Source organism: Caulobacter segnis, assembly GCF_031454995.1.
Lineage (GTDB): Bacteria > Pseudomonadota > Alphaproteobacteria > Caulobacterales > Caulobacteraceae > Caulobacter > Caulobacter segnis_E.
On the sequence record NZ_JAVDRV010000001.1, the window covers coordinates 927674 to 949795 of the forward strand.

The following is a 22122-nucleotide window of genomic DNA, read 5'->3' on the forward strand; positions in this document are numbered from 1 at the left end:
CTTGGCCTGGCAGGAAGCGGGCGGTTGACACCTTCTTCGTCAAGCGCTCCAAGGCGGGCATGGCCGCGCTCGATCCGATCACGCCCGCCGTCCCGCTCGTAGGTGGGGGAACCTGGCGATTTCCCGCGAACGAGCCCCTGCGCCTCGACTCCGGCGCCGTGCTGGAGGGCCTGGAGATCGGCTACCAGACCTACGGCCAGCTGAACGCGGACAAGTCCAACGCCATCCTGATCTGCCACGCCCTGACCGGCGACCAGTTCGTGGCCTCGCCGCACCCGACGACGGGCAAGCCCGGCTGGTGGCTGCGGATGATCGGCCCCGGCAAGCCGCTGGACCCGCGCAAGCACTTCATCATCTGTTCGAACGTGATCGGCGGCTGCATGGGCTCGACAGGACCAGCCTCGATCAACCCGGCGACGGGCAAGGTCTACGGCCTGTCGTTCCCAGTGATCACGATCGCCGACATGGTGCGCGCCCAGGCCATGCTGGTGAAGGCGCTGGGGATCGAGACCCTGTTCGCCGTGATCGGCGGCTCGATGGGCGGCATGCAGGCCCAGCAGTGGGCCGTCGACTATCCCGAGCGCCTGTTCAGCGCCGTGATCCTGGCCTCGGCCTCGCGCCACTCGGCCCAGAACATCGCGTTCCACGAGGTGGGGCGCCAGGCGATCATGGCAGACCCCGACTGGCGCGGCGGCGCCTATGCCGAGCACGGCGTCCAGCCCGGCAAGGGCCTGGCCGTGGCGCGGATGGCCGCGCACATCACCTATCTGTCCGAGCCCGCCCTGCAGCGGAAGTTCGGCCGCGAGCTGAAGCGCGACGGCCTGTCCTGGGGCTTCGACGCCGACTTCCAGGTCGAAAGCTACCTGCGCCACCAGGGCGCCAGCTTCGTCGATCGGTTCGACGCCAACAGCTACCTCTACATCACGCGGGCCACCGACTATTTCGACATCGCCGCCGCGCATGGCGGGGTGCTGGCCAAGGCCTTCACGGGGGCGCGGAACGTTCGGTTCTGCGTGCTGAGCTTCACCAGCGACTGGCTCTATCCGACCGCCGAGAGCCGGCATCTGGTGCGCGCCCTGACCGCCGCCGGCGCCAAGGCGGCCTTCGTCGAGATCGAGAGCGACAAGGGCCACGACGCCTTCCTGCTGGACGAGCCGGTGATGGACTCGGCCCTGGCCGGGTTCCTCGGTTCGGCCGAACGCGATCGGGGGCTGGCGTGACGTTCATCCGCGAAGACTTCCGCGAAATCCTGCGCCTGGTGCGCCCGGGCTCGCGCGTACTGGACGTCGGTTGCGGCGAAGGCGCGCTGCTGGATCTGTTGGCCCACGAAAAGCAGATCGACGGCCGGGGCCTGGAGCTGAGCGCCAGCGGCGTCGCCGCCTGCATGGCGCGCGGCCTGTCGGTGGTGCAGGGCGACGCCGACCTGGATCTCGACCACTTCCCGGACCGCAGTTTCGACTACGCGGTGCTGTCCCAAACGCTGCAAGCGACGCGCAACCCGCGCCACGTGCTCAATGAACTGCTGCGCATCGCCGAGCGGGCCATCGTCTCGTTCCCAAACTTCGGCCACTGGCGGGTGCGCTGGTCGCTGCTGAGTCGGGGCCGCATGCCCGAGACCAAGGCCCTGCCCCTGCCCTGGTGGTCGACGCCGAACATCCATCTTTGCACGCTCGCCGACTTCATGGCCCTGACCGAGGACCTGAACCTGCGCGTCGACGCCTGCGCGGCGTTCGCGGAGAAAGGTCCGGCGCGGCCGATCGATCCGACCAAGGCCGTCGAAAACTGGCGCGCCGAGAGCTGCCTCTTCATGCTCAGCCGCAATGGCGGCCCCGCGATGAGGGAACCTTCGCCGGGTTCGGGCGATCTCTTCGACGGATGAAGACCCTTCGTCTCATGACGTACAATGTCCACCGCTGCGTGGGCGGCGACCGCAAGCTCGATGTGGAGCGTGTGGCCGAGGTGATCGCCGCCGAGCGACCCGACGTGGTCGCCCTGCAGGAGCTGGATGTCCGACGCGCCCGCACGCGCGGCGTGGATCAGGCTCATCGTCTCGCCGAACTCCTGAAAATGAGCTTCCATTTCCACCCGGCCATGGCCGTGGAGGAGGAGCTCTACGGGGACGCCATCCTGACCGCCCTGCCCGAGCGCCGGATCAAGGCCAAGGGCCTGCCGCTCTATCGTCGCGTACCGGGCCTTGAGCCACGCGGCGCGCTTTGGGTCGAGGTCGAGGTCGGCGGGACCAAGGTTCAGATCATCAACACGCACCTGGGCCTCGTGCCGCAGGAGCAGAAGCGGCAGGCGGCGGCCCTTCTAGGACCGGACTGGATGGGCGACGACGGCTGGGTGGCGCCGGGCGTGGTGCTGGGCGACTTCAACGCCACGCCCTATTCGGCGACCTATCGGATGCTGCGCACGGCGCTTCGTGACGCCCAGGCGCCCTCGCCAGCTTGGCCGCGCCCGGCGACGGCGACCTTCCCGTCCAGCTTCCCGTTCATGCGCATCGACCACGTCTTCTTGACGAAGGGCCTGGAGACGCGGGGCGTGCGCTCGCCCTACGACGCCCGCGCCCGGATCGCCTCGGACCACCTGCCGCTGGTGATCGATCTCGAGATCACGGCTGCAGACGCTCCGGCGGCGCCGGCGGAGGAGCTGTAAGTCGAGCCAGGTCGCGTTTCAGGCGCGCGCGCCGGCCCCACGGCCGCCAGGCGTCGTCGGGCGCGATCGCGTCGCCCAGGCTCCAGTCGGCGATGAATTTCTGGATGGGCCCCAGCTTGCGGGCCGGCGCCGGGCGTAGCCGGCGCGGCGGACCGCCACGGACGTCCAGCGCGTTGATCGCCGCCGCCAAGCCGCCTTCGCGCTCCATCGCCTCCAGAACGTCCGTGGCCGAGCGATCGATGAAATGGCCGACCAGGCGTCCCAGGAACGCCCGCACCGTCTCTCGCTCGATATCCGTCCGCGCCTCGAACGCCAGGTCGCACTCGCTGTCGAGGCCGATCGAGCGGTTGTTGAGGTTCGCAGAGCCGATCCGCAGCACCCGGTCGTCGATGATCGTGACCTTGGAGTGAACGATGATCGGCCCGCCCTTGGGCGTGTGCGCCGAAAAGGCTGAGAAACGTTGATGGATGTCGACCTCGCGCAGGCGGTTGATCGCCGCCGTCCGGGCGCTGTCCATGGTCATCTGGTCGAAGTAGCTGGGGCTGCGCGCCGGACCGATCGTCACCACCTCCGGCCCGTCCGTCTCGAACAGACGCTCGGCCAGGGCTTCGACGATGATCGGCGAGGTCAGATACTGGTTTTCCAGGTAGATCAACCGGCGCGCGCTTCTGATCGCCGCCAGGTGCAGCAGCAGACATTCGGTGATCTCCGGACGCCCTTGCCACTCCGCCGAGGTGCGGGCCACGGCGACTGGCAGACGACGCAGGTCCGGCGTCAAGTGTTCCGGCCAGGGCGTGACCTCGGGCCGAACCGGCCGCTCGATCGCGTCGCCGCCCGAAGCCCGCCAGCGATCCATGAACAGGTCGGCCATCGCCTCGGCGGCGCGGCCGTCCACCAGCATCGAGACCTCGTGGCGGGGCGGATAGTGGCGGCCGGTCGGCAGGCGGCGAAGCGGATTGTTGTCCAGGTGCCGCTGGTCGTCCCAACGATCTACCCCGATGTCGCCGCCGCTGACCAGCGCCGTGACGCCATCGATGATCACCGCCTTCTGATGATGACAGGCGCTGGCCGGCAGGGTGGCGTCCAACCGATATTTGACGGGCGAGCCCGCGAAGAAGGCCGCGCCGCGATGTGGCCCGAACAGTTGCGAGGCGGCGATCGGGAACGGCATGTCCCAGGTCAGCACTCGCACGTCGAGGGCCGGGTTCAGCGCGGCCTGCCTTCTCAGGATCAGGCCGATTCGGTCGGCTTGGGTCGGATCGCGGCTCTTGCGCACGCGATCAGGATCCAGGCGCGTCAGGGGGTCGAACACCCAGGCCAGAATCCAGATCGACTTGCGAGCCGACAGAAGCAACGGCTTGAGCGCGTCGAACGCCTCGTCGTTGTCGATCAGCAGGGCAAGCCGATCGGCGGCCTCGACCCGCCAGCACGTGTGGCCCGGTTGGAAGACGGAAGAAGCAGAATCCATGTCGCCCTGAACGCCGTGAACCTGGACAACGCGCGGAGCCGAGCTATGGCTCCGCTTCAAGGCGAGGTCGTGTCGAACCGACGGCGAGACTAGCCCGCGATCGCCGCGGCGTCGCGCTCGCCAGTGCGAATGCGCAGGGCTTGCTCCAGGTCCATGACGAAGACCTTGCCGTCGCCGATCTTGCCGGTGTTGGCGGTGCGCTGCAGAGCCTCGATCACAGGCTCGAGCACATCGGTCGGGACGGCGATCTCCAGCTTGACCTTGGGCAGCAGCTTCACCTCGTATTCGGCGCCGCGATAGACTTCGGTCTTGCCCTTTTGACGGCCGTAGCCGCGAACCTCGGTCACGGTCAGGCCTGACGCCCCCGCCTCGGTGACCGCTTCGAGCACCGCGTCCAGGCGGCTCGGCTTAATCACGGCGACGATCATCTTCATTGGCGCGGCTCCCGCGAACGAACGGTGGTTACGACTCCAAGCTAGGCGTCCGAAGCTCAGGCTCCAAGCCCGTTCACGCTTACGGCTCGCTTGGCGCCTTATGAACGGGCGCCGGACGCCCCTGGCCGTGGCGTACGGGGGCCGGACCGGCGGGACTGGGCAGCAGGACACCCGGCGCGAACACCCGCGCCCGCGCGCGCCGCCCCTGGGGCTTCACGGCGAAGGTCTGCTTGATCGCCTCCATCAGGATCACGCCCGCGAAGCGCGGCCAGAGGCGCGCGCCAACCTGCTCGAAGCCTTCGGCCCAGCCCGACATCGCGGCGAACGGCGGCACATAGAGCGCGCGCGTCCAGCCAGCGGGCTCCAAACCCGCCTCGCGGATCAGGCTTTCCAACTGGCCGCGGCTATAGGGACGGCCGTGGCCAAAGGGCGTGCCCTCCGCCCCCGCCCAGACGCCGTCGCGAGACGAGACCGCGACGATCAGGCGACCGGTCGGCGCCATCACGCGCCCGATCTCGGCCAGCAGGGCGGCGGGATCGTCGGCCTCTTCCAGGGCGTGAACGGCCAGCACGCGGTCGAACAGGGCGTTCGGCAGGGGCAGCGCCGTCTCCTCGACGAGGCAGGCCTGGTTGCGGCCGCCATGGGGCCAGACCTCGACCCCTTGTTGGGCCGGCATGGCCGCCACGACGCGGCGGGCGTTGGCGCGGGCCGCGTCCAGGAACGGCGTGGCGTAGCCGAGACCCAGCACGTCGAGTCCCCGGGTGTCGCCCCAGGCCTCCTCGACCTTTCGCGTCAACATGGTCCGGGCCGCGCGCCCCAGGGGGGCGGCGTAGAAGGCCCTGAGATCGAGCACGTCGCGGCGCATTGAGTCTCCCGAGCTTGGAGGTCATCCTTGTATTCGCGCCCGCGTCGTGGCGATAGAGCTTGCGCCATGCCCGTCACCGTTCACCAGTTCCCTTGCCTGTCCGACAACTACGGCTTCCTGGTCCGCGACGAGGCCAGCGGTCAGGTCGCGACGATCGATACGCCCGACGCCGAGGCGATCCTGGGTGAGCTGGGCCGGCTGGGCTGGAAGCTGGACCTGATCCTCAACACCCACTGGCATCCCGATCACGCCGGGGGCAACGAGACGCTGAAGGCGGCCACGGGCGCGACGATCGCCGGTCCCTCCGAGGTCACCCGGATCGCGCCGCTGGATCGCGCGCTCGAGGAGGGCGATGTCGTCTTGCTGGGCGAGACCCGGTTCGACGTGCTGGACACCGGGGGCCACACCCTGGGCCACATCAGCTATCACGACGCCGCGGACGGGATCGCCTTCGTCGGCGACACCCTGTTCGCCCTGGGCTGCGGCCGCCTGTTCGAGGGAGCGCCGGAGCAGATGTGGGCGTCTCTGTCGCGCCTGGCCGCCCTGCCCGACAAGACCACCGTCTACTGCGCGCACGAATACACCGCCTCGAACGCCCGCTTCGCCCTGTCGGTCGACGACGCGGCGGCGGTGAAGGCGCGCGCCGAGGCCGTGTTCGCCGCCCGCGAGCGGGGCGAGCCCACCGTGCCCACCACCATCGCCGCCGAGAAGGCGACCAATCCGTTCCTGCGCGCGCCCCTGCTGCGACCTGACGCGGCGTCGGCCGCCCAGGCCTTCGCCGCCATCCGCGCCGCCAAGGACAGCTTCAAGGGATGAGTGAACGCGTGATCGAGTCAAATCGGGCCGGAGGGGCTATCGTCGGCGACCTAGGCGCCAAGGAGATCATCCGGATGCTGGACCTCCAGCCGCATCCGGAGGGCGGCTGGTATCGTCGGACCTTCCAGGACGAGCCGGGCCCGGACGGCCGCGCGAAATCGACCTGCATCTACTTCCTGCTCGAAGCCGATCAGGTCTCGGTATGGCATCGGGTCGACGCGGTCGAAACCTGGCATTGGTACGCGGGCGCGCCGATCTCGATCAGCCTGTCGCCGCCCGACGGCAAGGGTGTCACCGCCTATGTTCTGGGCCCGGACCTGCGCGCCGGCTGTCGTCCGCAGGTGGTGGTGCCGACGGCGTGGTGGCAGACGGCCGTCAGTCTCGGCGCCTGGACCCTGGTCGGCTGCACCGTCGCCCCGGGCTTCCAGTTCGAAGGATTTGAGATGGCGCCGCCGGACTGGACACCCTCCCGCGCCTAGTCCCGAGCCACGGCCGCGACGTTTCGCCGCGGACCTTTCGCCTAATACCCAAACTGGGCAACTTGGTCGCATGGATTTGGTATTGTAGGCGTGCAATCCTTTTCAAGTCAGCCCAAAGGCTGGCCGAGGGGGAGTTGCTTCAAAGATGTCCGAAGAGTTCGCGAACGTTCGCGCCGTCCACCGCTACGCCACCGATTACCTGTTGCGCTGGGTGGAGATCGCCAACGAAGTCCATCACGCGGACCTTCTCTATAGCCTGGTCTTCACGACACTTTGGGCCGGCAACACCTCGCACCTCAAAGGCTCGGTTTATTCCGACCTGGACGACGTTCCTCCCGATCACGAGCGCCGCCCGCTGACCGTGCGCCAGGTCGCCGACTCCCTTGGCCTGCCTTACGAGACCGTCCGTCGTCGCTTCGTCGAGATGCAGGAGCGCGGCATCGCCAAGCGGGTGGGCCGAGAAGGGTTCATCGTGCCGCAGGCGGTGTTCGCCAGGCCCGAATTCATGAACAGCGTACGCAAGTCGCATCAGAGCCTGATGCGCTTCCTCAAGGAACTGAAGTCGGTCGGCTTCGACCCGGCCTGACCCTGGCTCAGGCGCTCTCGCGCGCCACCAGCCGCACGGGCGAAATGGTCGACGGGGAACTGTCGCCCGCCATGCGGCGGAACAGCAGATCGACCATGATCCGCGCGCCAGCCTCCAGGTCTTGCCGGATGGTGGTGAGCGGCGGGGTGCTGTGCTGGGCCAGCAGAATATCGTCGAACCCGACCACCGCCACATCGCCCGGAACGCGCTTTCCCGCCCGTTGCAGCGTCGTCAAGGCGGCCAAGGCCAGGACGTCGGAAAAGGCTAACACGGCGTCGAACGCGACGCCCGAGGCCAGAAGCCCTTCCACCGCCCCTTGCGCGTCTTCGCGGGTGTAGTGCGAGGGGATCACCAGCGCCGGATCAAAGGCGATGCCCGCCTCCATAAGTCCCGCGCGATAGCCCTCGAACCGCTGGATCGCCTCGGGCGCGTCGATTTCGCCCAGAAAGACGATCCGCCGCCGCCCCCGCGCGACCAGATGCGACACGGCCAGGCGACCGCCTTCGTGGTTGTCGCTGCCCACCAGGCAATAGCGATGTCCTGGAATCGGCGCGCCCCAGACGACCATCGGCCGGTAGGTGGCGGCGACGCCGTTGAGCGCGTCATGCTGGGTGCTCTGGCCGATGATCAGCAGGCCGTCGGCGCGGTGCGACTGGATGATCCTGTCCAGCCAGCCGGGCTCGCCGGTGATGACCTTGTTCAGCAGCACCAGATAGTCGCGCCGCGTGATCTCGTCGGCCAGCCGGCCGACCATCTCCAGGAAGAAGGGATCGGAAATCATCTGCCCCGCCTCGTGGGCCAGAGGGATGATGACGCCGATGGTGTCGGTCTTGCGCAGGCGCAGGTTGCGCGCCGACTGGTTGACCACATAGCCATGGGTCTGGGCGATCTCGACGATCTGGTCGCGGAGCGTCTTGGGGATCAGCGTATTGCCAGCCAGGGCTCGCGACACCGTCGAGATCGACACACCCGCCATGCGCGCGATGTCGGCCATCTTCAGGCGACCGCGCTCGGGGGCCAGGGCGAGATCGGGGCTATCCATGACGACCAGAGAGACCTTGCGAACGAAAACGGCCCGCGCTGCGCCGCCGCCAAAGAGGCGGGACGCGCGCGGGTTGGCGCGGATTTGAAGAACACCGGTATCAGCGCGGAGTAAACGCTACCTAAGGCTTTATGGTTACGCCGGCGCTATCTTAGCCTTAGCGATCCATCACCTTGATGATGCGCTTGGACGAAGGTCGGCCGGCCAAGCCTTGCCCGGGGGCGTAGGTGACGATCAGCGAGCCGTCCTTGACTTGCGCGCCCGGCTTGCGGCCTTCGGTCAGCAGCACACGGCCGACCTTGGACAGGATCGAGCGGTCGCCCTTGCGCGCGGCCTGTTCGAACGCCTCGGCCGTGACGATGGCGGAGTCGGCGATCAGCACCGAGGTCTCTGGCCTAGCGTCCTCCAACGTGGCGAACTCGATCTCTCGCTGCGCCGCGCGGCTCGCCCGATTGGCCGCGATGAGCAGGCGCTGGAACAGCGCCGCGAACGACAGCACGGCCGGCGGCTGGATCGAGGTGGCGCGTCCAGAGAGGGCCACGGCCGCGCCCATCGGCGCGGCGTCGGTGAACAGGATCATGCCGCCCAGCTTGGTGACCCGCAACACGGGCTCGCCAAGGTCGTTGCGGTAGACGACGTCGCCGCGCGAGGCGGGCTGAGGCGAAAGAACCCAGACCTCGGTGCTGTTGTCGAACTTGATCAGGGGCTGCGGCGCGGCCTTGTCGAAGACAAAGGTTCCGCCGGTTTCAGAGACGTAGCGCGCGACCGGCGGCGCCGCCACGCGCCGCGCCTCGGCGGCGCCCTTGTGACCCAGCAGGGCGTCCCGCAGCGAATGCGGCAGCTGCTGGGCGTCGGCCGCCCCAGCCATGAGCATCAGAGCGAGGATCGACAGGGCCGCCTTGCCCCCCATCGCGCCCAGCTCCGCCTTACAGAATTCCATGCGATCCGTACTGCCCGTCGACTGGGGCGAATCTTGGACGGCAAAGCGTCGTTCCCCCGAAGTCGGACGCATGAGGCCAAAACGCCACAGTGGCCGTCAAGCCCGAGTCCGGGGGATGCGGTTCCTACGGAACCGCTCGCCGCTCGATCAGGCCATGTACTGGCCGCCGTTGAGGCTGAGCGTCGCGCCGGTCACGAAGCCGGCCCGCTCGCCAGCCAGGAACGAGACCATGTCGGCGATCTCCTCGCCCTTGCCCAAGCGCCCCACGGGGATGCCGGCGACGATCTGGGCCAGCACGTTCTCCGGCACCGCGGCCACCATCTCGGTGTCGATATAGCCAGGGCAGATCACATTGACCGTCACGCCCTTCTTGGCGTTTTCGAGCGCCAGGGCCTTGGTGAAGCCGATCAGGCCCGCCTTGGCGGCCGAGTAGTTGGTCTGGCCCATCTGGCCCTTTTGGCCGTTGATCGAGCTGATGTTGATGATCCGGCCCCAGTTGCGCTCGCGCATGCCCTCGATCACCGGCCGGGTCATGTTGAAGGCCGAGTCCATATTGACCCGGATCACTTCCGACCACTGCTCGTAGGTCATCTTGTGCAGCATGCCGTCGCGCGTGATGCCCGCGTTGTTGACCAGGATGTCGATGGGGCCGAGCTCGGCCTCGACCTTCTTCACGGCCGCCTGGCAATCCTCGAACGAGCCGACATTGCCCTTCACCACCATCACGCCCAGAGCCTTGGCGCAGGCCTCGGCCGCCGCCTCGTTGCCCGAATAGCCGGCCGCGACCTTGTGCCCATCGGCGATCAGCCGCTCGCAGATCGCTCGGCCGATACCGCGGGTTCCCCCCGTCACGAACGCAACTCTCGTCATTTCTCTCTCCCGGTTATTGTTCTTCGTTCATCGTCACCACGCGCCCAGCTCCTGAGCCGGACGCGTGTCCCCGGTGACTTCAGTCGGTCAGACCGCCTCGACGCACATGGCCACGCCCATGCCGCCGCCAATGCACAAGGTGGCGAGACCCTTTTTGGCGCCTGAACGCTTCATCTCGTGCAGGAGGGTGGTCAGCACCCGCGCGCCCGAGGCGCCGATCGGATGGCCGATGGCGATCGCGCCGCCGTTGACGTTGACCTTGGCTGGATCCAGGCCCAGCTCGCGGACGACGCACAGCGACTGGGCGGCGAAGGCCTCGTTGCTCTCGACGAGGTCGAGATCCGCGACGGTCCAGCCGGCCTTTTCAAGCGCCTTCTTGCTGGCCGGGATCGGACCCGTGCCCATGATCTCGGGCTCGACGCCGGCGTTGGCCCAGGAGGCGATGCGCGCCAGCGGCTTCAAGCCGCGCTTCTGGGCCTCCTCGGCGCTCATCAGCACAAGAGCCGCCGCGCCGTCGTTGAGGCCCGAGGCGTTGGCGGCGGTGACCGAACCGTCCTTGGTGAAGGCCGGCTTCAGGCCCGAGATGCTCTCCAGCGTCACGCCGTGGCGGATGTACTCGTCCTTGTCGACGACCGTGTCGCCCTTGCGGCCCTTGATCGTGACCGGCGCGATCTCGTCGTCGAACTTGCCGGCCTTCTGGGCCGCCTCGGCCTTGTTCTGGCTGGCGACGGCGAAGGCGTCCTGGTCGGCGCGGGTGATCTGCCAACGCGAGGCGATGTTCTCGGCCGTCTGGCCCATGTGATAGCCGTGGAAGGCGTCCCACAGGCCGTCCTTGATCATGGTGTCGACGAACGACAGGTCGCCCATCTTCTGGCCGCCGCGCAGGTTTTGAGCATGGGGCGCCTGGCTCATGCTCTCCTGGCCGCCGGCCACGACAACAGACGCGTCGCCCGCCGCGATCTGCTGAGCGGCCAGAGCCACCGCGCGCAGGCCCGACCCGCACAGCTGATTAAGGCTCCAGGCCGGGCTCTCGACCGGGATGCCCGCCTTGACCGAGGCCTGACGCGCCGGACCCTGGCCGGCGGCGGCCTGCAGCACCTGCCCCAGGATGACCTCGTCGACGTCGCTCGGCTGGAGACCCGCCCGCGAGATGGCGGCCTCGATCGCGACGCGACCCAGCTCCGACGCGGGCAGGCTGGACAGCGCCCCGTTGAACGAGCCGACCGGCGTGCGGGCGGCGGAAACGATGACGACGTCGCTCATGCGATAGCTCCCGTAACGATCTGGCGGCGACGCCTTAGCTGTTGCGGCGCCACGGTTTTTTGCAGTGCAACACCACCTTGCACACCCTGGCGGCGTTCGTCATCAGCACAATTTCACGGCATCATGACGACTCCAAGTCATCAGACCACTGGCGCCATGCCTTTGCATTCGCGATAGTGCGATGCGAAAAGCGGACGGAAACCGCTGTCTAGGGAACGAAATGTCCGAGAACCCTGAAAAAGGCGAAACGGCCGCCGGGACCGAAAAAACGGCCGGCCAGCGCGTGATCATCAAGAAATACGCCAACCGTCGCCTCTACAACACAGCGTCTTCCTCGTACGTCACCCTGGAACACCTTTCCGAGATGGTGAAGGAAGGCGTCGACTTCGTGGTCTACGACGCCAAGACCAACGACGACATCACCCGTTCGGTGCTGACCCAGATCATCTTCGAGGAAGAGAACCGCGGCGGCGGCCAGAACCTGCTGCCCATCCAGTTCCTGCGTCAGCTGATCGGCTTCTACGGCAATTCGATGCAGGCCTTCCTGCCGTCGTACCTGGAAATGTCTCTGGAGAGCTTCACCAAGCAGCAGGAACGCCTGCGCGGCCAGCTGGCCAACATGGCGCCGGGCAAGATGCCGGGCATCGGCGTCTATGAAGAGCAGATCCGCCAGAACATGGCGCTGTTCGATCGCGCCATGAAGATGTTCTCGCCCTTCGCCTATGTCCGGCCAGAGGACGCGCCCGCCCCACAGACCGAACCCGCGCCCGCCCCACAGACCGCGGCCGCGCCGACCGACGATTCGCTGGCCGATCTGAAGCGTCAGCTGGCGGCGATGCAGGAGCAGATCGCCAAGTTGGCCACGAAGTCTTAACCACGCCTGGCGAGGCCTTCTTAACCGTCTCGTCCCTACCGTCACCGGCATGAACGGCCCGATCGATCCCATTCGACGCCCAGGTCTCACGCGACGCGCCCTGCCCGCGCCGCGCGACGCTGGCCATCATGAGGAAGAAGAGGACGTCGTCCCGACGAACGAAGACGAGGACGAGCAAGCCGCCCCGAAGCCGCCGCGTCGCGAAGGCTTCGCCGCCTTCGCCGCCCACCTGATGGGCCAGGTCGGCCAAAAGCGAGGCCTTCGCGGTGGGCAGGAAGTGCTCAACGCGGCCAGATCGACCTATCTCGGTACGGAATATTCCGGCCCCGCCGATCGCCGCCCCAAGGCCGGCCTGATCAAGAAAACCAACATCTAGCGCCGCGACACGGTCGTTTCGGCCGTTAGCGCCCGTCGGCGACCACCTTGGCGTGGAACTTGCTTGGTCTCTCGCGCACTCATCGCCGCGAGCCCGTCATGCTGTCTCTCGCCATCCGCATCTTCGACGTCGCCGTCGTGGCCCTGATCTTCACGGCCCTGACCTGACGCGCCGTCAGACTAGGCGCTCTCCAGCAGCATCATGGTGCCCTGACCGCCGTCGGCGCAGATGCTGACGATGGCGCGCTCGCCCTTCGGACGGGCGGCCAACTCCTTCACCGTCTGACTGATGATCCGCGCGCCGGTGGCGCCGAACGGATGGCCCAGCGCGAGGCTGCCGCCATTGGGGTTCATCCGCTCTCGCGGGAAGGCGCCCATCGGCGTGGTCACGCCGGCCTTGTCGCTCAGGAACCTGGCGCTCTCCCACGCGGCGATGTGCGACAGCACCTGGGCGGCGAACGCCTCATGGATTTCCCAGAGACCGACGTCCGCATAGGTCAGGCCGTTGCGCGCCAGCATGCGCGGCACGCCATAGGCCGGTGCCATCAGCAGCCCCTCGTGGCGCAGGTCGATCGAAGTGACCTCGTAGTCGACCAGACGCACCTTCGGGGTTTCTCCCGGCAGGCGGGCCATGCCGGCCGCCGAGCCCACCCAGACCGCCGCCGCGCCGTCCGTCAGGGGCGATGAGTTGCCGGCCGTCAGCGTGCCCTTGCCGCTGGTCTTGTCGAAGGCGGGGCCCAGCTTGGCCAGCTTTTCCAGCGAGGTGTCCTTGCGCGGGATGCTGTCGCGCTTCGCCTCGCCCAGCGGGATGACCAGGTCGTCGAAGAAGCCGCTCTCCCAGCCCTTCACCGCGCCCTGGTGGCTGGCCAGGGCGATGGCGTCCTGGTCGGCGCGCGAGAGATTCCACTCTTTCGCGGTGATCTCGGTGTGCTCGCCCATCGACAGGCCGGTGACCCGGTTGACCACCTTGGGGATGAACAGGCGCACGTCCTTCAGGTTCAGCGCGCCCAGGGCCGCCAGGCGCTGCTGGCCGGTCTTGGCGTTCTGGAACTTGCGGATCCAGTCCGAGAGGGCGACGGACAGGCCCAGCTGCACGCGGCTCATGCTCTCGACGCCGCCGACTAGGGCCAGGTCGCGGCCGCGCCCGTCGACCATGCCGGCCGCCTCGATCGCGCCGATCATGCTGGTCGAGCAGGCCATCACCGTCGAGAAGGCCGGAATGGTCGGGTCGCCGCCCGCGTCCAGCAGCACCTCGCGCGCCAGATTGCTCCAGGTCAGGTTCGGGATGACCGTGCCCCAGACGGCGAAATCGGGCTTGGCCTTCGCCAGCATCGCCTTGACCACCGGGACCGACAGGCTGATCGCGTCGTGGCCGGCCAGGGCGCCGTCGACCTTGGCGAAGGGTGTGCGGAGGCCGGCCGCGAGCCACACGCCGGAGGATGTCTTGGCGGACGAGGAGGCGGCGACCATGGGGAGAGCTCCGAAGCGGGAAGGACCCCGCCTATATGGGATCGCCTTCCGGCTCTTGTCGAATTTCGCCACCCCTTGGACGTCGAAGCGCGCACAACCCCTTTGCACGGGCGCGCCGAGCGGCTTAATCGGCGATCATGAGCACCGAACAAGACCTCGACGCCCAAAGCCTGGACACTAAGAAGGCCCGCGCCCGGGCGTGGTTCGAAAGCCTGCGCGACCAGATCTGCGCCGAATTCGAGCGCCTGGAGGACGAGGCGCCGGCGGACCTCTATCCCGGCGCGCCCGGCCGCTTCGAGAAGAAGCCGTGGAGCCGGGAGGCCGGCGGCGGCGGCGTGATGGGCATGATGCACGGCCGCCTGTTCGAGAAGGTCGGCGTCCACGTCTCGACAGTGCACGGCACCTTCACGCCCGAGATGGCCAAGAACATGCCGGGCGCCGACGAGGACCCGCGCTTCTTCGCCACCGGCATCAGCCTGATCGCGCACATGACCAATCCGCGCGTGCCGGCCGTACACATGAACACCCGCTTCATCGCGACCACCAAGACCTGGTTCGGCGGCGGCGGCGACCTCACGCCCCTGCTCGGCTACCAGCGCCAGCAGGACTTCCCCGACGCCATCGACTTCCACGCCGCCTACCAGCGGGCCTGCGACAAGTACGATCCGGCCTGGCACGCCAAGTACAAGGCCTGGTGCGACGAGTACTTCTTCCTGCCGCATCGCAACGAGCCGCGCGGCGTCGGCGGCATCTTCTATGACCACCACGACAGCGGCGACTGGGAGCGCGACTTCGCCTTCACCCAGGACGTGGGCCGCGCGTTCCTCGAGATCTACCCGACCCTGGTGCGGCGCCGGATGGGCGAGACCTGGACCGCCGACGAGCGCGAGCAGCAGCTCATTCAGCGCGGCCGCTACGTCGAGTTCAACCTGCTCTACGACCGCGGCACGACCTTCGGCCTCAAGACCGGCGGCAACGTCGAGTCGATCCTCAGCTCGATGCCGCCGGCGGTGAAGTGGCCCTGATCAGGCGCTCGCCAGGAACCGATTGATCCACTCGGCCATGCGGGCGCGATCGTTGGCCTGATCCAGGGTGGCGATCGCCGCGTCGGCCTGGGCCTCGCTGAAGCGCGTCCCGCGCCGCGCCTCGATCAGGGCCTTGGCGTAGGCCGGATCGAACTCCGGGTGGAACTGCATCGAGATCGCCTTGGCGTCGTCGTAGGCGAGGATGCCGTAGGGCGTGAAGGCGCTGCCGGCCAGGACGCGGGCGCCGGGCGGCGGCTCGATCACCTGGTCCTGGTGGGAAGCGGGCACGGCCACGGCGGCCGCGCCGTCCATCCATGGCGCGGGTTCGGACACCTCATAGGCGTGCAGCCCCACGCCCCACCCCTTGTCGGACTTCACGACCTTGCCGCCGAACGCCTCGGCCATGATCTGGTGGCCGAAACACACGCCGACCAGCGGCGTCTCGCCCTTGGCCTGGCGCAGGAAGGCCTTCAGCGGTTCGATCCATGGCAGCGCGTCGTAGACGCCCGCCGCCGAGCCGGTGACGACATAGGCGTCGTTCTCGCCAGGGTGCTCCGGCAGCACGCCCCTCTGGACGTCGTAGGCGCGATAGACGTAGGCCGGTCCCAGCAGCGCCTCGAACATCGCGCCATAGCCGCCGAACGTCTCCAGCAGGTCGCCCGGCGGTTCGCCGGTCTCGAGCAGGCCGATCCTCAGGCGGTTCAATAGACCATCCCCTGGGCGACGGCCTTCAGGCGTTCGATGACGCTGAACTTGTCCTCGATGAAGTCCTGGTCGATCCACCAGAGCTCGACCTCGCGCATCACCTTGCCGACCATGGGCCCCTTGGGCACGCCGGACTTCATGATTTCCTCGCCGGTCAGCGGCAGGGTCGGGGGCGTCCAGGTCTCGGCGAGCGCCAGCAGCGCGCGCCACTGCGGCGCGGTGGAAGCCCGCTCCGCCCCGGCCCAGGCCAGCTTGACCTGGTCGCGGAAGGTGCTCGGGCCCAGGGCGTAGATCGCCCGACGCGCCTCGCGGGGGCTCATCCACGAGACAATCTTCGGGCCTTCGGTCTTGGCCGCGACGATGCGGTCGCGGTCGGTGTTCGACAGGCGCAGGCGCTCCGCCAGCGCCTTGGCGCCGCCATCGTCGGGCGTCAGGGCGGCCAGGCGCAGCACGGGATCGGTCTCGAACAGTTGCTCGGTCTCGATGGCGACCAGGGCGTCGAAGCGGGCCAGCGACTCCACCGTCGGCAGGATCGCCGCCAGGACGCCGGTGGCGGCCATCAGGCGGAAGGCCGGCCGCGGATCGTCGGCGGCCAGCGTCTTCATCAGTTCCTTCTGGATCCGCTCGGCCGTGCCGCCCAGCAGCATGTCCTTCAGCGCCGCGCAGGCGGCCAGAGCCTCGGCGTCCGGCTCGAGCCGGCCATACCAGGCCTGGAACCGGAAGAAGCGCAGGATCCGCAGATAGTCCTCGCGGATGCGGGTCATCGGATCGCCGACGAACACCACCCGGCCGGCGCGGGCGTCCTCCACGCCTTTGCCGACGGGATCGAACACCGTCCCCTCGGCGTCGGCGTAGAGCGCGTTGAAGCGGAAATCGCGGCGCTGGGCGTCCTCGGCCCAGTCCAGGGTGAAGGCCACCACCGCCCGGCGACCGTCCGTGGCCACATCGCGGCGCAGAGTCGTCACCTCGAAGGGACGGCCGCCCGACAGCGCGGTGACGGTGCCGTGCTCGACGCCGGTGGGCACGGCGCGCAGCCCCGCTTGCTCGATCGCCTCGATCGTCTGGTCGGGCGTCAGGGTGGTGGCGATGTCGATGTCGTCGACGGGTTTGCCCATCAGGGCGTTGCGGACGCAGCCGCCAACAAAGCGCGCGCAGCCGGCGCCGCCCCTGGCCTCCAGGGCCGCGATCACCGCCCGCGTCTGGGACGCCGCCATCCAGGGGGGCGCGCCGATCGATACGCCGCTCAAGCCTTGTTCTCCCTCAGCCCGTCAGCGCCTCGGGCGCGTCATCGTGGAGCCGCTCGTACAGCGACCGCAGCATGCCCGCCGTCGCGCCCCAGATGAACCGGTCGTTCCACGGCATGGCGTAGAAGTGCCGCCGGCCGCCGGGCGCCTCGCGATACTGGCGCTGATGGTTGGCGGGGTCCATCAGGAAGTCGAACGGCGTCTCGAAGACGTCCGCCACCTCTTCGGGGCTCGGCGTGAACTTGGCGCGCGGGTCGATGAAGCCGACGACGGGCGTCACGTGGAAACCGGTCACGGTCTGGTAGCCGTGCAGCAGGCCGGCCAAGGTCACGCAGGCCGGATCCAGGCCCACCTCCTCGTTGGCCTCGCGCAGAGCGGTGACCCAGGGCGTCTCGCCGGGATCGCAGCGACCGCCCGGGAAGGCGATCTGGCCGGTGTGGCTGCGCAGGGTGTCCGAGCGGCGCGTGAGCAGGACGGTCAGGCCCTCCTCGTGCTCGATCAGCCCGACCAGCACGGCGGCCGGACGCAGCGCGTGGGGATTGTCGAACTTCAGGCCTGGATTGAGGTCGAAGTCCGAGCGCAGCGGATTGGCGAGGCTGGGATCATAGTCTTCGATCGGGTCGAGGCGGCTGGTGATCCAGGCGCGGCGTTCGTCTCGCGTCATACCGGCGCCGATCCCGGAGGCGCGATCGGGAAGAAGGCGCCGTTCGACGTCACGCCCCAGACGCCGTCCCTAGGCGTCGCCAGTTCGACCAGCTCGTAGAAGACCGGGCGCGCGATCAGGGCTTCGAGGCCCCGGCGGACGTGGACGTAGGGGCGGGGCTCCCCCGTGTCCGGGTCGATCTCGACGCGGATGGCGTTGTCGGGACCGGCGGCGACCGTGTCGCCGACATTGGTCTGGAACACGAGGGCCTCGCCCTCCTGATCGACCCGCGTGGCGATGAATGGCGCGTCCTCGACCGTGATCTTCATCTTCTCGACGGGCGTGACCAGGTGGTAGCCGTCGGGATCCAACCGCAGCACCGTCGAGAACAGGCGCACCAGCGCCTCTCGGCCGATCGGCGTTCCTTCGTGGAACCAGACGCCGTCCTTGCGGATGTGGATGTCGATCTCGCCGCAGTGGGGGGGATTCCACAGCCATACCGGCGGCAGGCCGCGTTCGCCGGAGGCCCCCGCGTCCTTGGCGGCCTGGGCGACGCCTTCCAGGCCAGTCTTGGCGGGCGCGTCGGTCATACCGATCAGTTAGGCCGTCCCGCCGTCCGGCTCAAGCGATCATGACGTCGCGCGTCGGCCCGGAGCGACGGCGACGGGACCGGAGAGCCCCTCGTCGCCACCTTGCCTCAGGGGAAGCAGCAACACCCGCCGCTGATCCACCGGGCCCGGCATCACGACGCCCGCCGTATGGGCGTTGGTGAAGCCGATCCGGCCGAAATAGGGACCATCGCCGACCAGCAGCACGGCGCGCCAACCGGCGGCGCGGGCGGCCTCGCAGGCGCTCTCGACCAGAGCTTGGCCCAGGCCCGCGCTACGCTCGTCGGGATCGACCGCCAGCGGTCCGAGAAAGGCGACCGGCTCGCCGCCGATGGTCACCGGCCACATGCGGCAGCAGCCGACAGGCCGGCCATCGCGCAGGGCGACGAACGAGCAGTCCGGCAGCAGCGCGTTTCCCTCGCGCAGGCGCTCGGACGATTTGGCGAAACGGCCAGGGCCGAACACCCGGTCGATCAGGGCGGTGACGGCCGTCTCCATCGCCGGGGTCTCGAGGACCAGGGGCGGATAGGCGGTCGGAACGGGAAGGGTCTGGGAAGCGGAGGTCATCGGCCTTCGGGAAATGCGAAAGAACGTCGGGGGGCTCCCGACGCGAAGGCGCGAGGGGAGAGGCTCAGATCGTGGCGCGTTCGCGCGGCATTCGTCGCAGGCGCATGCCCAGCATTCCCCAGTGGTCCGGATCGCGGCTTCGCCACGCCCCGAGGCTCCTAAAAGATGCGCGCGCTGTAGGGCCAAGTGTTTCTCAGGTCAATAACGTTGCGGCGCGGGAGCTTGGCCCTATGTTGCGACCCGATGTCCGACCCCGCCTCAGCCGCCGCCCCCGACACCTCTACCCGCGCCTTGTTGCGGGAGCGTGACTTCCTCCTGTTCTGGGTGGCGCGGTTCAGCTCGACCCTGGGCGTTCAGATCCAGTCGGTGGCCTTGGGCTGGCAGGTCTACGCCATCGCCCGCATGACCAAGTCGGTCGGCGAGTCGGCCTTCATGGTCAGCATGATCGGCCTGGCGCAGTTCCTGCCCCTGTTCCTGCTGACCCTCGTCGCCGGTGAAACGGCGGACCGACGGACCCGCAAGCTGATCGTCGCCGCGACCCTGGCGCTCGACGCCGTCAGCGCCGGCGTTCTTCTGGTCCTGGCCTTGATGGGTTCGCATCAGCTGTGGCCGATCTTCGCCATCTCGGTGGTGTTCGGCGCCAGCCGCGCCTTCCTCTCGCCCGCCAGCAGCGCCATGGGCCCGATGCTGGTGCCCCGCCCGCTGCTGCCGCGCGCCATCGCCTGGAACTCGCTGTCCTGGCAGGCCGGTTCGATCGTCGGCCCGGCCCTGGGCGGCCTGCTGCTGATCCACTCGCCAGCCCTGGCCTTCGGGGCATCGCTCGGCCTGTACCTGACGGCCGCCCTCCTGGCCCTGCTGATCCGCAAGCCCACTCGCCCCGAGCAGCAGCCCGGTTCGCGCATGGAGCTGATCAAGGAGGGTCTGTCCTACGTCTGGAACAACAAGATCGTCTTCGGCTCGATCTCGCTGGACCTGTTCGCGGTGATCCTGGGCGGCGCGACCGCGCTGCTGCCGGTGTTCGCCAAGGATGTGCTGCACATCGGCCCCGGCGGCTTTGGCCTGCTGCGCGCCTCGCCGGCCATCGGGGCCACCCTGGTCGGGCTCTATCTCGCGGCCACGCCCATCCGGCGCAACGCCGGCAAGATCATGTTCGCGGGCGTGGCCGTCTTTGGCCTGGCGACCGTGGTTTTCGGCCTGTCCAAGCTGGTGTGGCTGTCGGTGGCGGCCCTGGCGGTGCTGGGCGGCGCCGACATGCTGTCGGTCTATGTCCGCCAGACCCTGGTGCAGATCGTGACGCCCGACGCCATGCGCGGCCGTGTCGCCGCGGTCTCGGGCGTCTTCATCAGCGCCTCCAACGAGTTGGGCGAGGTCGAGAGCGGCGGCGCCGCCTGGCTGCTGGGCCCTGTCGGCGCGGCGGTGTTCGGCGGCGTCGGGGCCATGGCGGTCACCGGAATCTGGGCCTTCCTGTTCCCCGAGCTGCGCAAGGCCGACCGGCTAGAATAGCGGTCAGACGCCCGCCAACTCCCGCAGCGCCTCGCCGGTCATCCGGCGGATGATCCACTCGTCCATCGAAGCCGCGCCCAGGCTGTCGTAGAACGCGATCGACGGCGCGTTCCAGTCGAGGACCGACCACTCAAGCCGTCCCAGACCCTCGTCGACGCAGCGCTTGGCGAGGTTGGCCAGCAGCGCCTTGCCCGCGCCGGCGCCCCGCGCGGCCGGCCGCACGAACAGGTCCTCCAGATAGATCCCGTGGCGGCCGACGAAGGTCGAGTAGTTGTAGAACCACAGGGCGAAGCCGACCGGCTCGCCGTCCAGCTCGGCGATGTCGGCGAAGGCGCGCGGCTGGGCGCCAAACAGCGCCGCCTCGGTGTCGCCTTGCGTCGCCCGCACCGTGTCGAGCAGCTTTTCATAGTCCGCCAGATCGAGGATGAATTGATGGATCAGGGCCGCGTCGGCGGGCGTGGCGGGCCTAATGGAAACGCTGGCGGTAACGGGCATGGCGGTCTCTTCGGACTATCGGGACTTCGTTCTGGAGCAACTGGCGCCACTGGGCCAGGTCACCGCCCGCCGGATGTTCGGCGGCGTCGGGATCTACGCCAACGGCCTGTTCTTCGCCCTGATCGACGACGACGTCCTCTACCTGAAGACCGACGAGTCGCTGAGGCCCGAGTTCGAGGCGGCTGGCTGCCAGGCCTTCGCCCCATTCGGCGCCGACAAGCCGATGAGCTACTGGACCGCGCCCACCGAGGCCCTCGACGACCAGGACACCCTGCTGGACTGGGCGCGCAAGTCGCTAGCGGTCGCCGGCCGCAAGGCGGCCGGTAAGAAGCGCTAGCCGATCTTCACGCCGGGCGGCGGGATGCTGTCCTCGGGCACGAAGAAGTCGGGCATCAGGGTCGCTGCCGGATCGACCTTGTAGCGGTCGAAGTCGCGGACGCCCTCACCGTACAGGAAGGTGTCGTCGATCAGGAACTGGCCCGAGAAATCGCGCGCCGGCTTGTTGAAGATCGCATGGGCCGCGTCGGCCATGATCTCCGGCGTGCGGCAGTGGCGGAGGCCTTCCTCGCCGGCCAGGGCGAACTGGATGGCGGCCGTGGCGATGCCGGTGCGCGGCCACAGGGCGTTGAAGGCGATGCCGTCGCTCTTGAATTCCTCGGCCATGCCCAGCACGCACATCGACATGCCGAACTTGGCCATGGTGTAGGCCACGTGCGGCCCGAACCAGCGGGGCGACATGTCCAGCGGCGGCGACAGCATCAGGACGTGCGGGTTCTCGGCCTTCTTCAGGTACGGAATGCAGGTCTTGGTGGTCAGGAACGTGCCGCGCGTATTGATCTGGTGCATCAGGTCGTAGCGCTTCATGTCGGTCGACAGCGTCCCGGTCAGCGAGATGGCCGAGGCGTTGTTCACGCAGATGTCGATCCCGCCGAACGTGGCGACGGCCTTCTCGACCGCCTCCTGAACATTGGCCTCGTCGCGGACGTCGACGACCAGCGGCAAGGCCTTGCCGCCCGCCGCCTCGATCTCGGCTGCGGCGCTGTAGATGGTGCCCGGCAGCTTCGGATGCGCCTCGGCGGTCTTGGCGGCGACCACGACATTGGCGCCGTCGCGCGCGGCGCGCAGGGCAATGGCGAGGCCGATGCCGCGCGAGGCGCCGGTGACGAACAGGGTCTTGCCCTTGAGGCTCATGGCT

General features: G+C 68.5%; 27 protein-coding genes and 2 pseudogenes. 12 read left to right on the top strand and 17 right to left on the bottom strand.

Annotation, left to right across the window (positions count from 1 at the left end):
- The first annotated feature begins 59 nt into the window (after positions 1–59).
- The 3 genes from metX to J2728_RS04265 are packed head-to-tail and all read left to right on the top strand — an operon-like array spanning position 60 to position 2655.
- A complete protein-coding gene (gene metX, locus J2728_RS04255; RefSeq protein ID WP_309997579.1) occupies positions 60–1220 on the top strand; it encodes a homoserine O-acetyltransferase MetX in 1161 nt (386 codons plus the stop codon).
- Complete coding sequence (metW, locus tag J2728_RS04260; RefSeq protein WP_309996790.1) at positions 1217–1879, top strand: methionine biosynthesis protein MetW; 663 nt, start codon at positions 1217–1219, stop codon at positions 1877–1879. Before metX ends, metW begins: the two co-directional genes overlap by 4 nt.
- Positions 1876–2655: an endonuclease/exonuclease/phosphatase family protein gene (locus J2728_RS04265; protein ID WP_309996793.1), complete on the top strand. Its 780-nt coding sequence runs from the start codon at positions 1876–1878 to the stop codon at positions 2653–2655. Before metW ends, J2728_RS04265 begins: the two co-directional genes overlap by 4 nt.
- Here J2728_RS04265 and J2728_RS04270 read toward each other — a convergent pair.
- The 3 genes from J2728_RS04270 to J2728_RS04280 form a co-directional block, all read right to left on the bottom strand.
- The gene (locus tag J2728_RS04270) at positions 2612–4123 is read right to left on the bottom strand and encodes a phospholipase D-like domain-containing protein (protein WP_309996795.1); all 1512 of its coding nucleotides are present in this window, start codon (positions 4121–4123) and stop codon (positions 2612–2614) included. The genes J2728_RS04265 and J2728_RS04270 overlap by 44 nt on opposite strands.
- Positions 4124–4212: 89 nt before the next feature.
- A complete protein-coding gene (locus tag J2728_RS04275; RefSeq protein WP_010918409.1) occupies positions 4213–4557 on the bottom strand; it encodes a P-II family nitrogen regulator in 345 nt (114 codons plus the stop codon).
- A gap of 79 nt (positions 4558–4636) precedes the next feature.
- Positions 4637–5422, bottom strand: coding sequence for a class I SAM-dependent methyltransferase (locus J2728_RS04280; RefSeq protein ID WP_309996805.1), 786 nt, complete (start codon positions 5420–5422; stop codon positions 4637–4639).
- 66 nt (positions 5423–5488) lie between these two features.
- On the opposite strand from J2728_RS04280, the gene gloB reads away from it, so the two are divergent.
- The 3 genes from gloB (at position 5489) to J2728_RS04295 (ending at position 7303) form a co-directional block, all read left to right on the top strand.
- Complete coding sequence (gloB, locus tag J2728_RS04285; protein WP_309996807.1) at positions 5489–6238, top strand: hydroxyacylglutathione hydrolase; 750 nt, start codon at positions 5489–5491, stop codon at positions 6236–6238.
- Positions 6235–6717 (top strand): cupin domain-containing protein, encoded by a 483-nt coding sequence (locus J2728_RS04290; protein ID WP_309996809.1) that lies wholly within the window; start codon positions 6235–6237, stop codon positions 6715–6717. The genes gloB and J2728_RS04290 overlap by 4 nt, the downstream gene beginning before the upstream one ends.
- A 145-nt stretch (positions 6718–6862) precedes the next feature.
- Positions 6863–7303, top strand: a complete 441-nt coding sequence (locus J2728_RS04295; protein WP_309996812.1) for a hypothetical protein — start codon at positions 6863–6865, stop codon at positions 7301–7303.
- Positions 7304–7310: 7 nt separating this feature from the next.
- On the opposite strand, the gene J2728_RS04300 is transcribed toward J2728_RS04295, so the two are convergent.
- The 5 genes and pseudogenes from J2728_RS04300 to J2728_RS04320 form a co-directional block, all read right to left on the bottom strand.
- Positions 7311–8171 carry a substrate-binding domain-containing protein gene (locus tag J2728_RS04300; RefSeq protein WP_309997581.1) on the bottom strand — a complete coding sequence of 287 codons (861 nt, stop codon included), beginning with the start codon at positions 8169–8171 and terminating at the stop codon, positions 7311–7313.
- A 3-nt stretch (positions 8172–8174) separates the two neighbouring features.
- A pseudogene (locus tag J2728_RS04305) lies at positions 8175–8345 on the bottom strand (LacI family DNA-binding transcriptional regulator); the annotation flags it as partial.
- A 157-nt stretch (positions 8346–8502) separates the two neighbouring features.
- Positions 8503–9285 (bottom strand): DUF4908 domain-containing protein, encoded by a 783-nt coding sequence (locus J2728_RS04310; protein ID WP_309996815.1) that lies wholly within the window; start codon positions 9283–9285, stop codon positions 8503–8505.
- A 147-nt stretch (positions 9286–9432) separates the two neighbouring features.
- On the bottom strand, positions 9433–10155 hold the full coding sequence (phbB, locus tag J2728_RS04315; protein ID WP_309996818.1) for a beta-ketoacyl-ACP reductase: 723 nt from the start codon (positions 10153–10155) through the stop codon (positions 9433–9435).
- 87 nt (positions 10156–10242) lie between these two features.
- Positions 10243–11418 carry an acetyl-CoA C-acetyltransferase gene (locus J2728_RS04320; protein ID WP_309996820.1) on the bottom strand — a complete coding sequence of 392 codons (1176 nt, stop codon included), beginning with the start codon at positions 11416–11418 and terminating at the stop codon, positions 10243–10245.
- Between the two features lie 220 nt (positions 11419–11638).
- Between J2728_RS04320 and phaR the strand changes: the two genes are divergently transcribed.
- The 3 genes from phaR to J2728_RS04335 all read left to right on the top strand — a co-directional run bounded on the left by phaR (position 11639) and on the right by J2728_RS04335 (position 12835).
- Positions 11639–12292 (top strand): polyhydroxyalkanoate synthesis repressor PhaR, encoded by a 654-nt coding sequence (gene phaR, locus J2728_RS04325; protein WP_309996823.1) that lies wholly within the window; start codon positions 11639–11641, stop codon positions 12290–12292.
- Positions 12293–12341: 49 nt separating this feature from the next.
- Positions 12342–12668 (top strand): hypothetical protein, encoded by a 327-nt coding sequence (locus tag J2728_RS04330; protein ID WP_309996825.1) that lies wholly within the window; start codon positions 12342–12344, stop codon positions 12666–12668.
- Positions 12669–12769: 101 nt separating this feature from the next.
- On the top strand, positions 12770–12835 hold the full coding sequence (locus J2728_RS04335) for a hypothetical protein (RefSeq protein WP_106907273.1): 66 nt from the start codon (positions 12770–12772) through the stop codon (positions 12833–12835).
- Between the two features lie 12 nt (positions 12836–12847).
- On the opposite strand, the gene J2728_RS04340 is transcribed toward J2728_RS04335, so the two are convergent.
- Complete coding sequence (locus J2728_RS04340) at positions 12848–14137, bottom strand: acetyl-CoA C-acyltransferase (RefSeq protein WP_309996828.1); 1290 nt, start codon at positions 14135–14137, stop codon at positions 12848–12850.
- A 137-nt stretch (positions 14138–14274) separates the two neighbouring features.
- Here J2728_RS04340 and hemF point away from each other — a divergent pair, with 137 nt between their 5' ends.
- The gene (gene hemF, locus J2728_RS04345) at positions 14275–15162 is read left to right on the top strand and encodes an oxygen-dependent coproporphyrinogen oxidase (protein ID WP_309996831.1); all 888 of its coding nucleotides are present in this window, start codon (positions 14275–14277) and stop codon (positions 15160–15162) included.
- Here hemF and J2728_RS04350 read toward each other — a convergent pair whose 3' ends face one another.
- The 6 genes and pseudogenes from J2728_RS04350 to J2728_RS22240 all read right to left on the bottom strand — a co-directional run bounded on the left by J2728_RS04350 (position 15163) and on the right by J2728_RS22240 (position 19035).
- A complete protein-coding gene (locus J2728_RS04350; RefSeq protein WP_309997582.1) occupies positions 15163–15858 on the bottom strand; it encodes a glutamine amidotransferase-related protein in 696 nt (231 codons plus the stop codon).
- Between the two features lie 5 nt (positions 15859–15863).
- A complete protein-coding gene (locus tag J2728_RS04355; RefSeq protein ID WP_309997584.1) occupies positions 15864–17081 on the bottom strand; it encodes a CCA tRNA nucleotidyltransferase in 1218 nt (405 codons plus the stop codon).
- A gap of 46 nt (positions 17082–17127) precedes the next feature.
- A complete protein-coding gene (locus tag J2728_RS04360; RefSeq protein WP_309996835.1) occupies positions 17128–17775 on the bottom strand; it encodes a CoA pyrophosphatase in 648 nt (215 codons plus the stop codon).
- Positions 17772–18344 carry a DUF1285 domain-containing protein gene (locus J2728_RS04365; RefSeq protein ID WP_309996836.1) on the bottom strand — a complete coding sequence of 191 codons (573 nt, stop codon included), beginning with the start codon at positions 18342–18344 and terminating at the stop codon, positions 17772–17774. Before J2728_RS04365 ends, J2728_RS04360 begins: the two co-directional genes overlap by 4 nt.
- A gap of 39 nt (positions 18345–18383) precedes the next feature.
- The gene (locus tag J2728_RS04370) at positions 18384–18929 is read right to left on the bottom strand and encodes a GNAT family N-acetyltransferase (RefSeq protein WP_309996839.1); all 546 of its coding nucleotides are present in this window, start codon (positions 18927–18929) and stop codon (positions 18384–18386) included.
- A gap of 64 nt (positions 18930–18993) precedes the next feature.
- Positions 18994–19035, bottom strand: a pseudogene (locus J2728_RS22240) (hypothetical protein).
- Positions 19036–19172: 137 nt separating this feature from the next.
- Between J2728_RS22240 and J2728_RS04375 the strand changes: the two are divergent.
- Complete coding sequence (locus tag J2728_RS04375; protein WP_309996841.1) at positions 19173–20432, top strand: MFS transporter; 1260 nt, start codon at positions 19173–19175, stop codon at positions 20430–20432.
- Between the two features lie 3 nt (positions 20433–20435).
- On the opposite strand, the gene J2728_RS04380 is transcribed toward J2728_RS04375, so the two are convergent.
- Positions 20436–20927: a GNAT family N-acetyltransferase gene (locus tag J2728_RS04380; protein WP_309996843.1), complete on the bottom strand. Its 492-nt coding sequence runs from the start codon at positions 20925–20927 to the stop codon at positions 20436–20438.
- Here J2728_RS04380 and J2728_RS04385 point away from each other — a divergent pair.
- On the top strand, positions 20902–21264 hold the full coding sequence (locus tag J2728_RS04385; protein ID WP_309996846.1) for a TfoX/Sxy family protein: 363 nt from the start codon (positions 20902–20904) through the stop codon (positions 21262–21264). The two genes, J2728_RS04380 and J2728_RS04385, sit on opposite strands and share 26 nt — an antisense overlap.
- Here the strand turns inward: J2728_RS04385 and J2728_RS04390 are convergent.
- Positions 21261–22118, bottom strand: coding sequence for an SDR family oxidoreductase (locus J2728_RS04390; protein ID WP_309996849.1), 858 nt, complete (start codon positions 22116–22118; stop codon positions 21261–21263). The two genes, J2728_RS04385 and J2728_RS04390, sit on opposite strands and share 4 nt — an antisense overlap.
- Positions 22119–22122 lie beyond the last annotated feature (4 nt).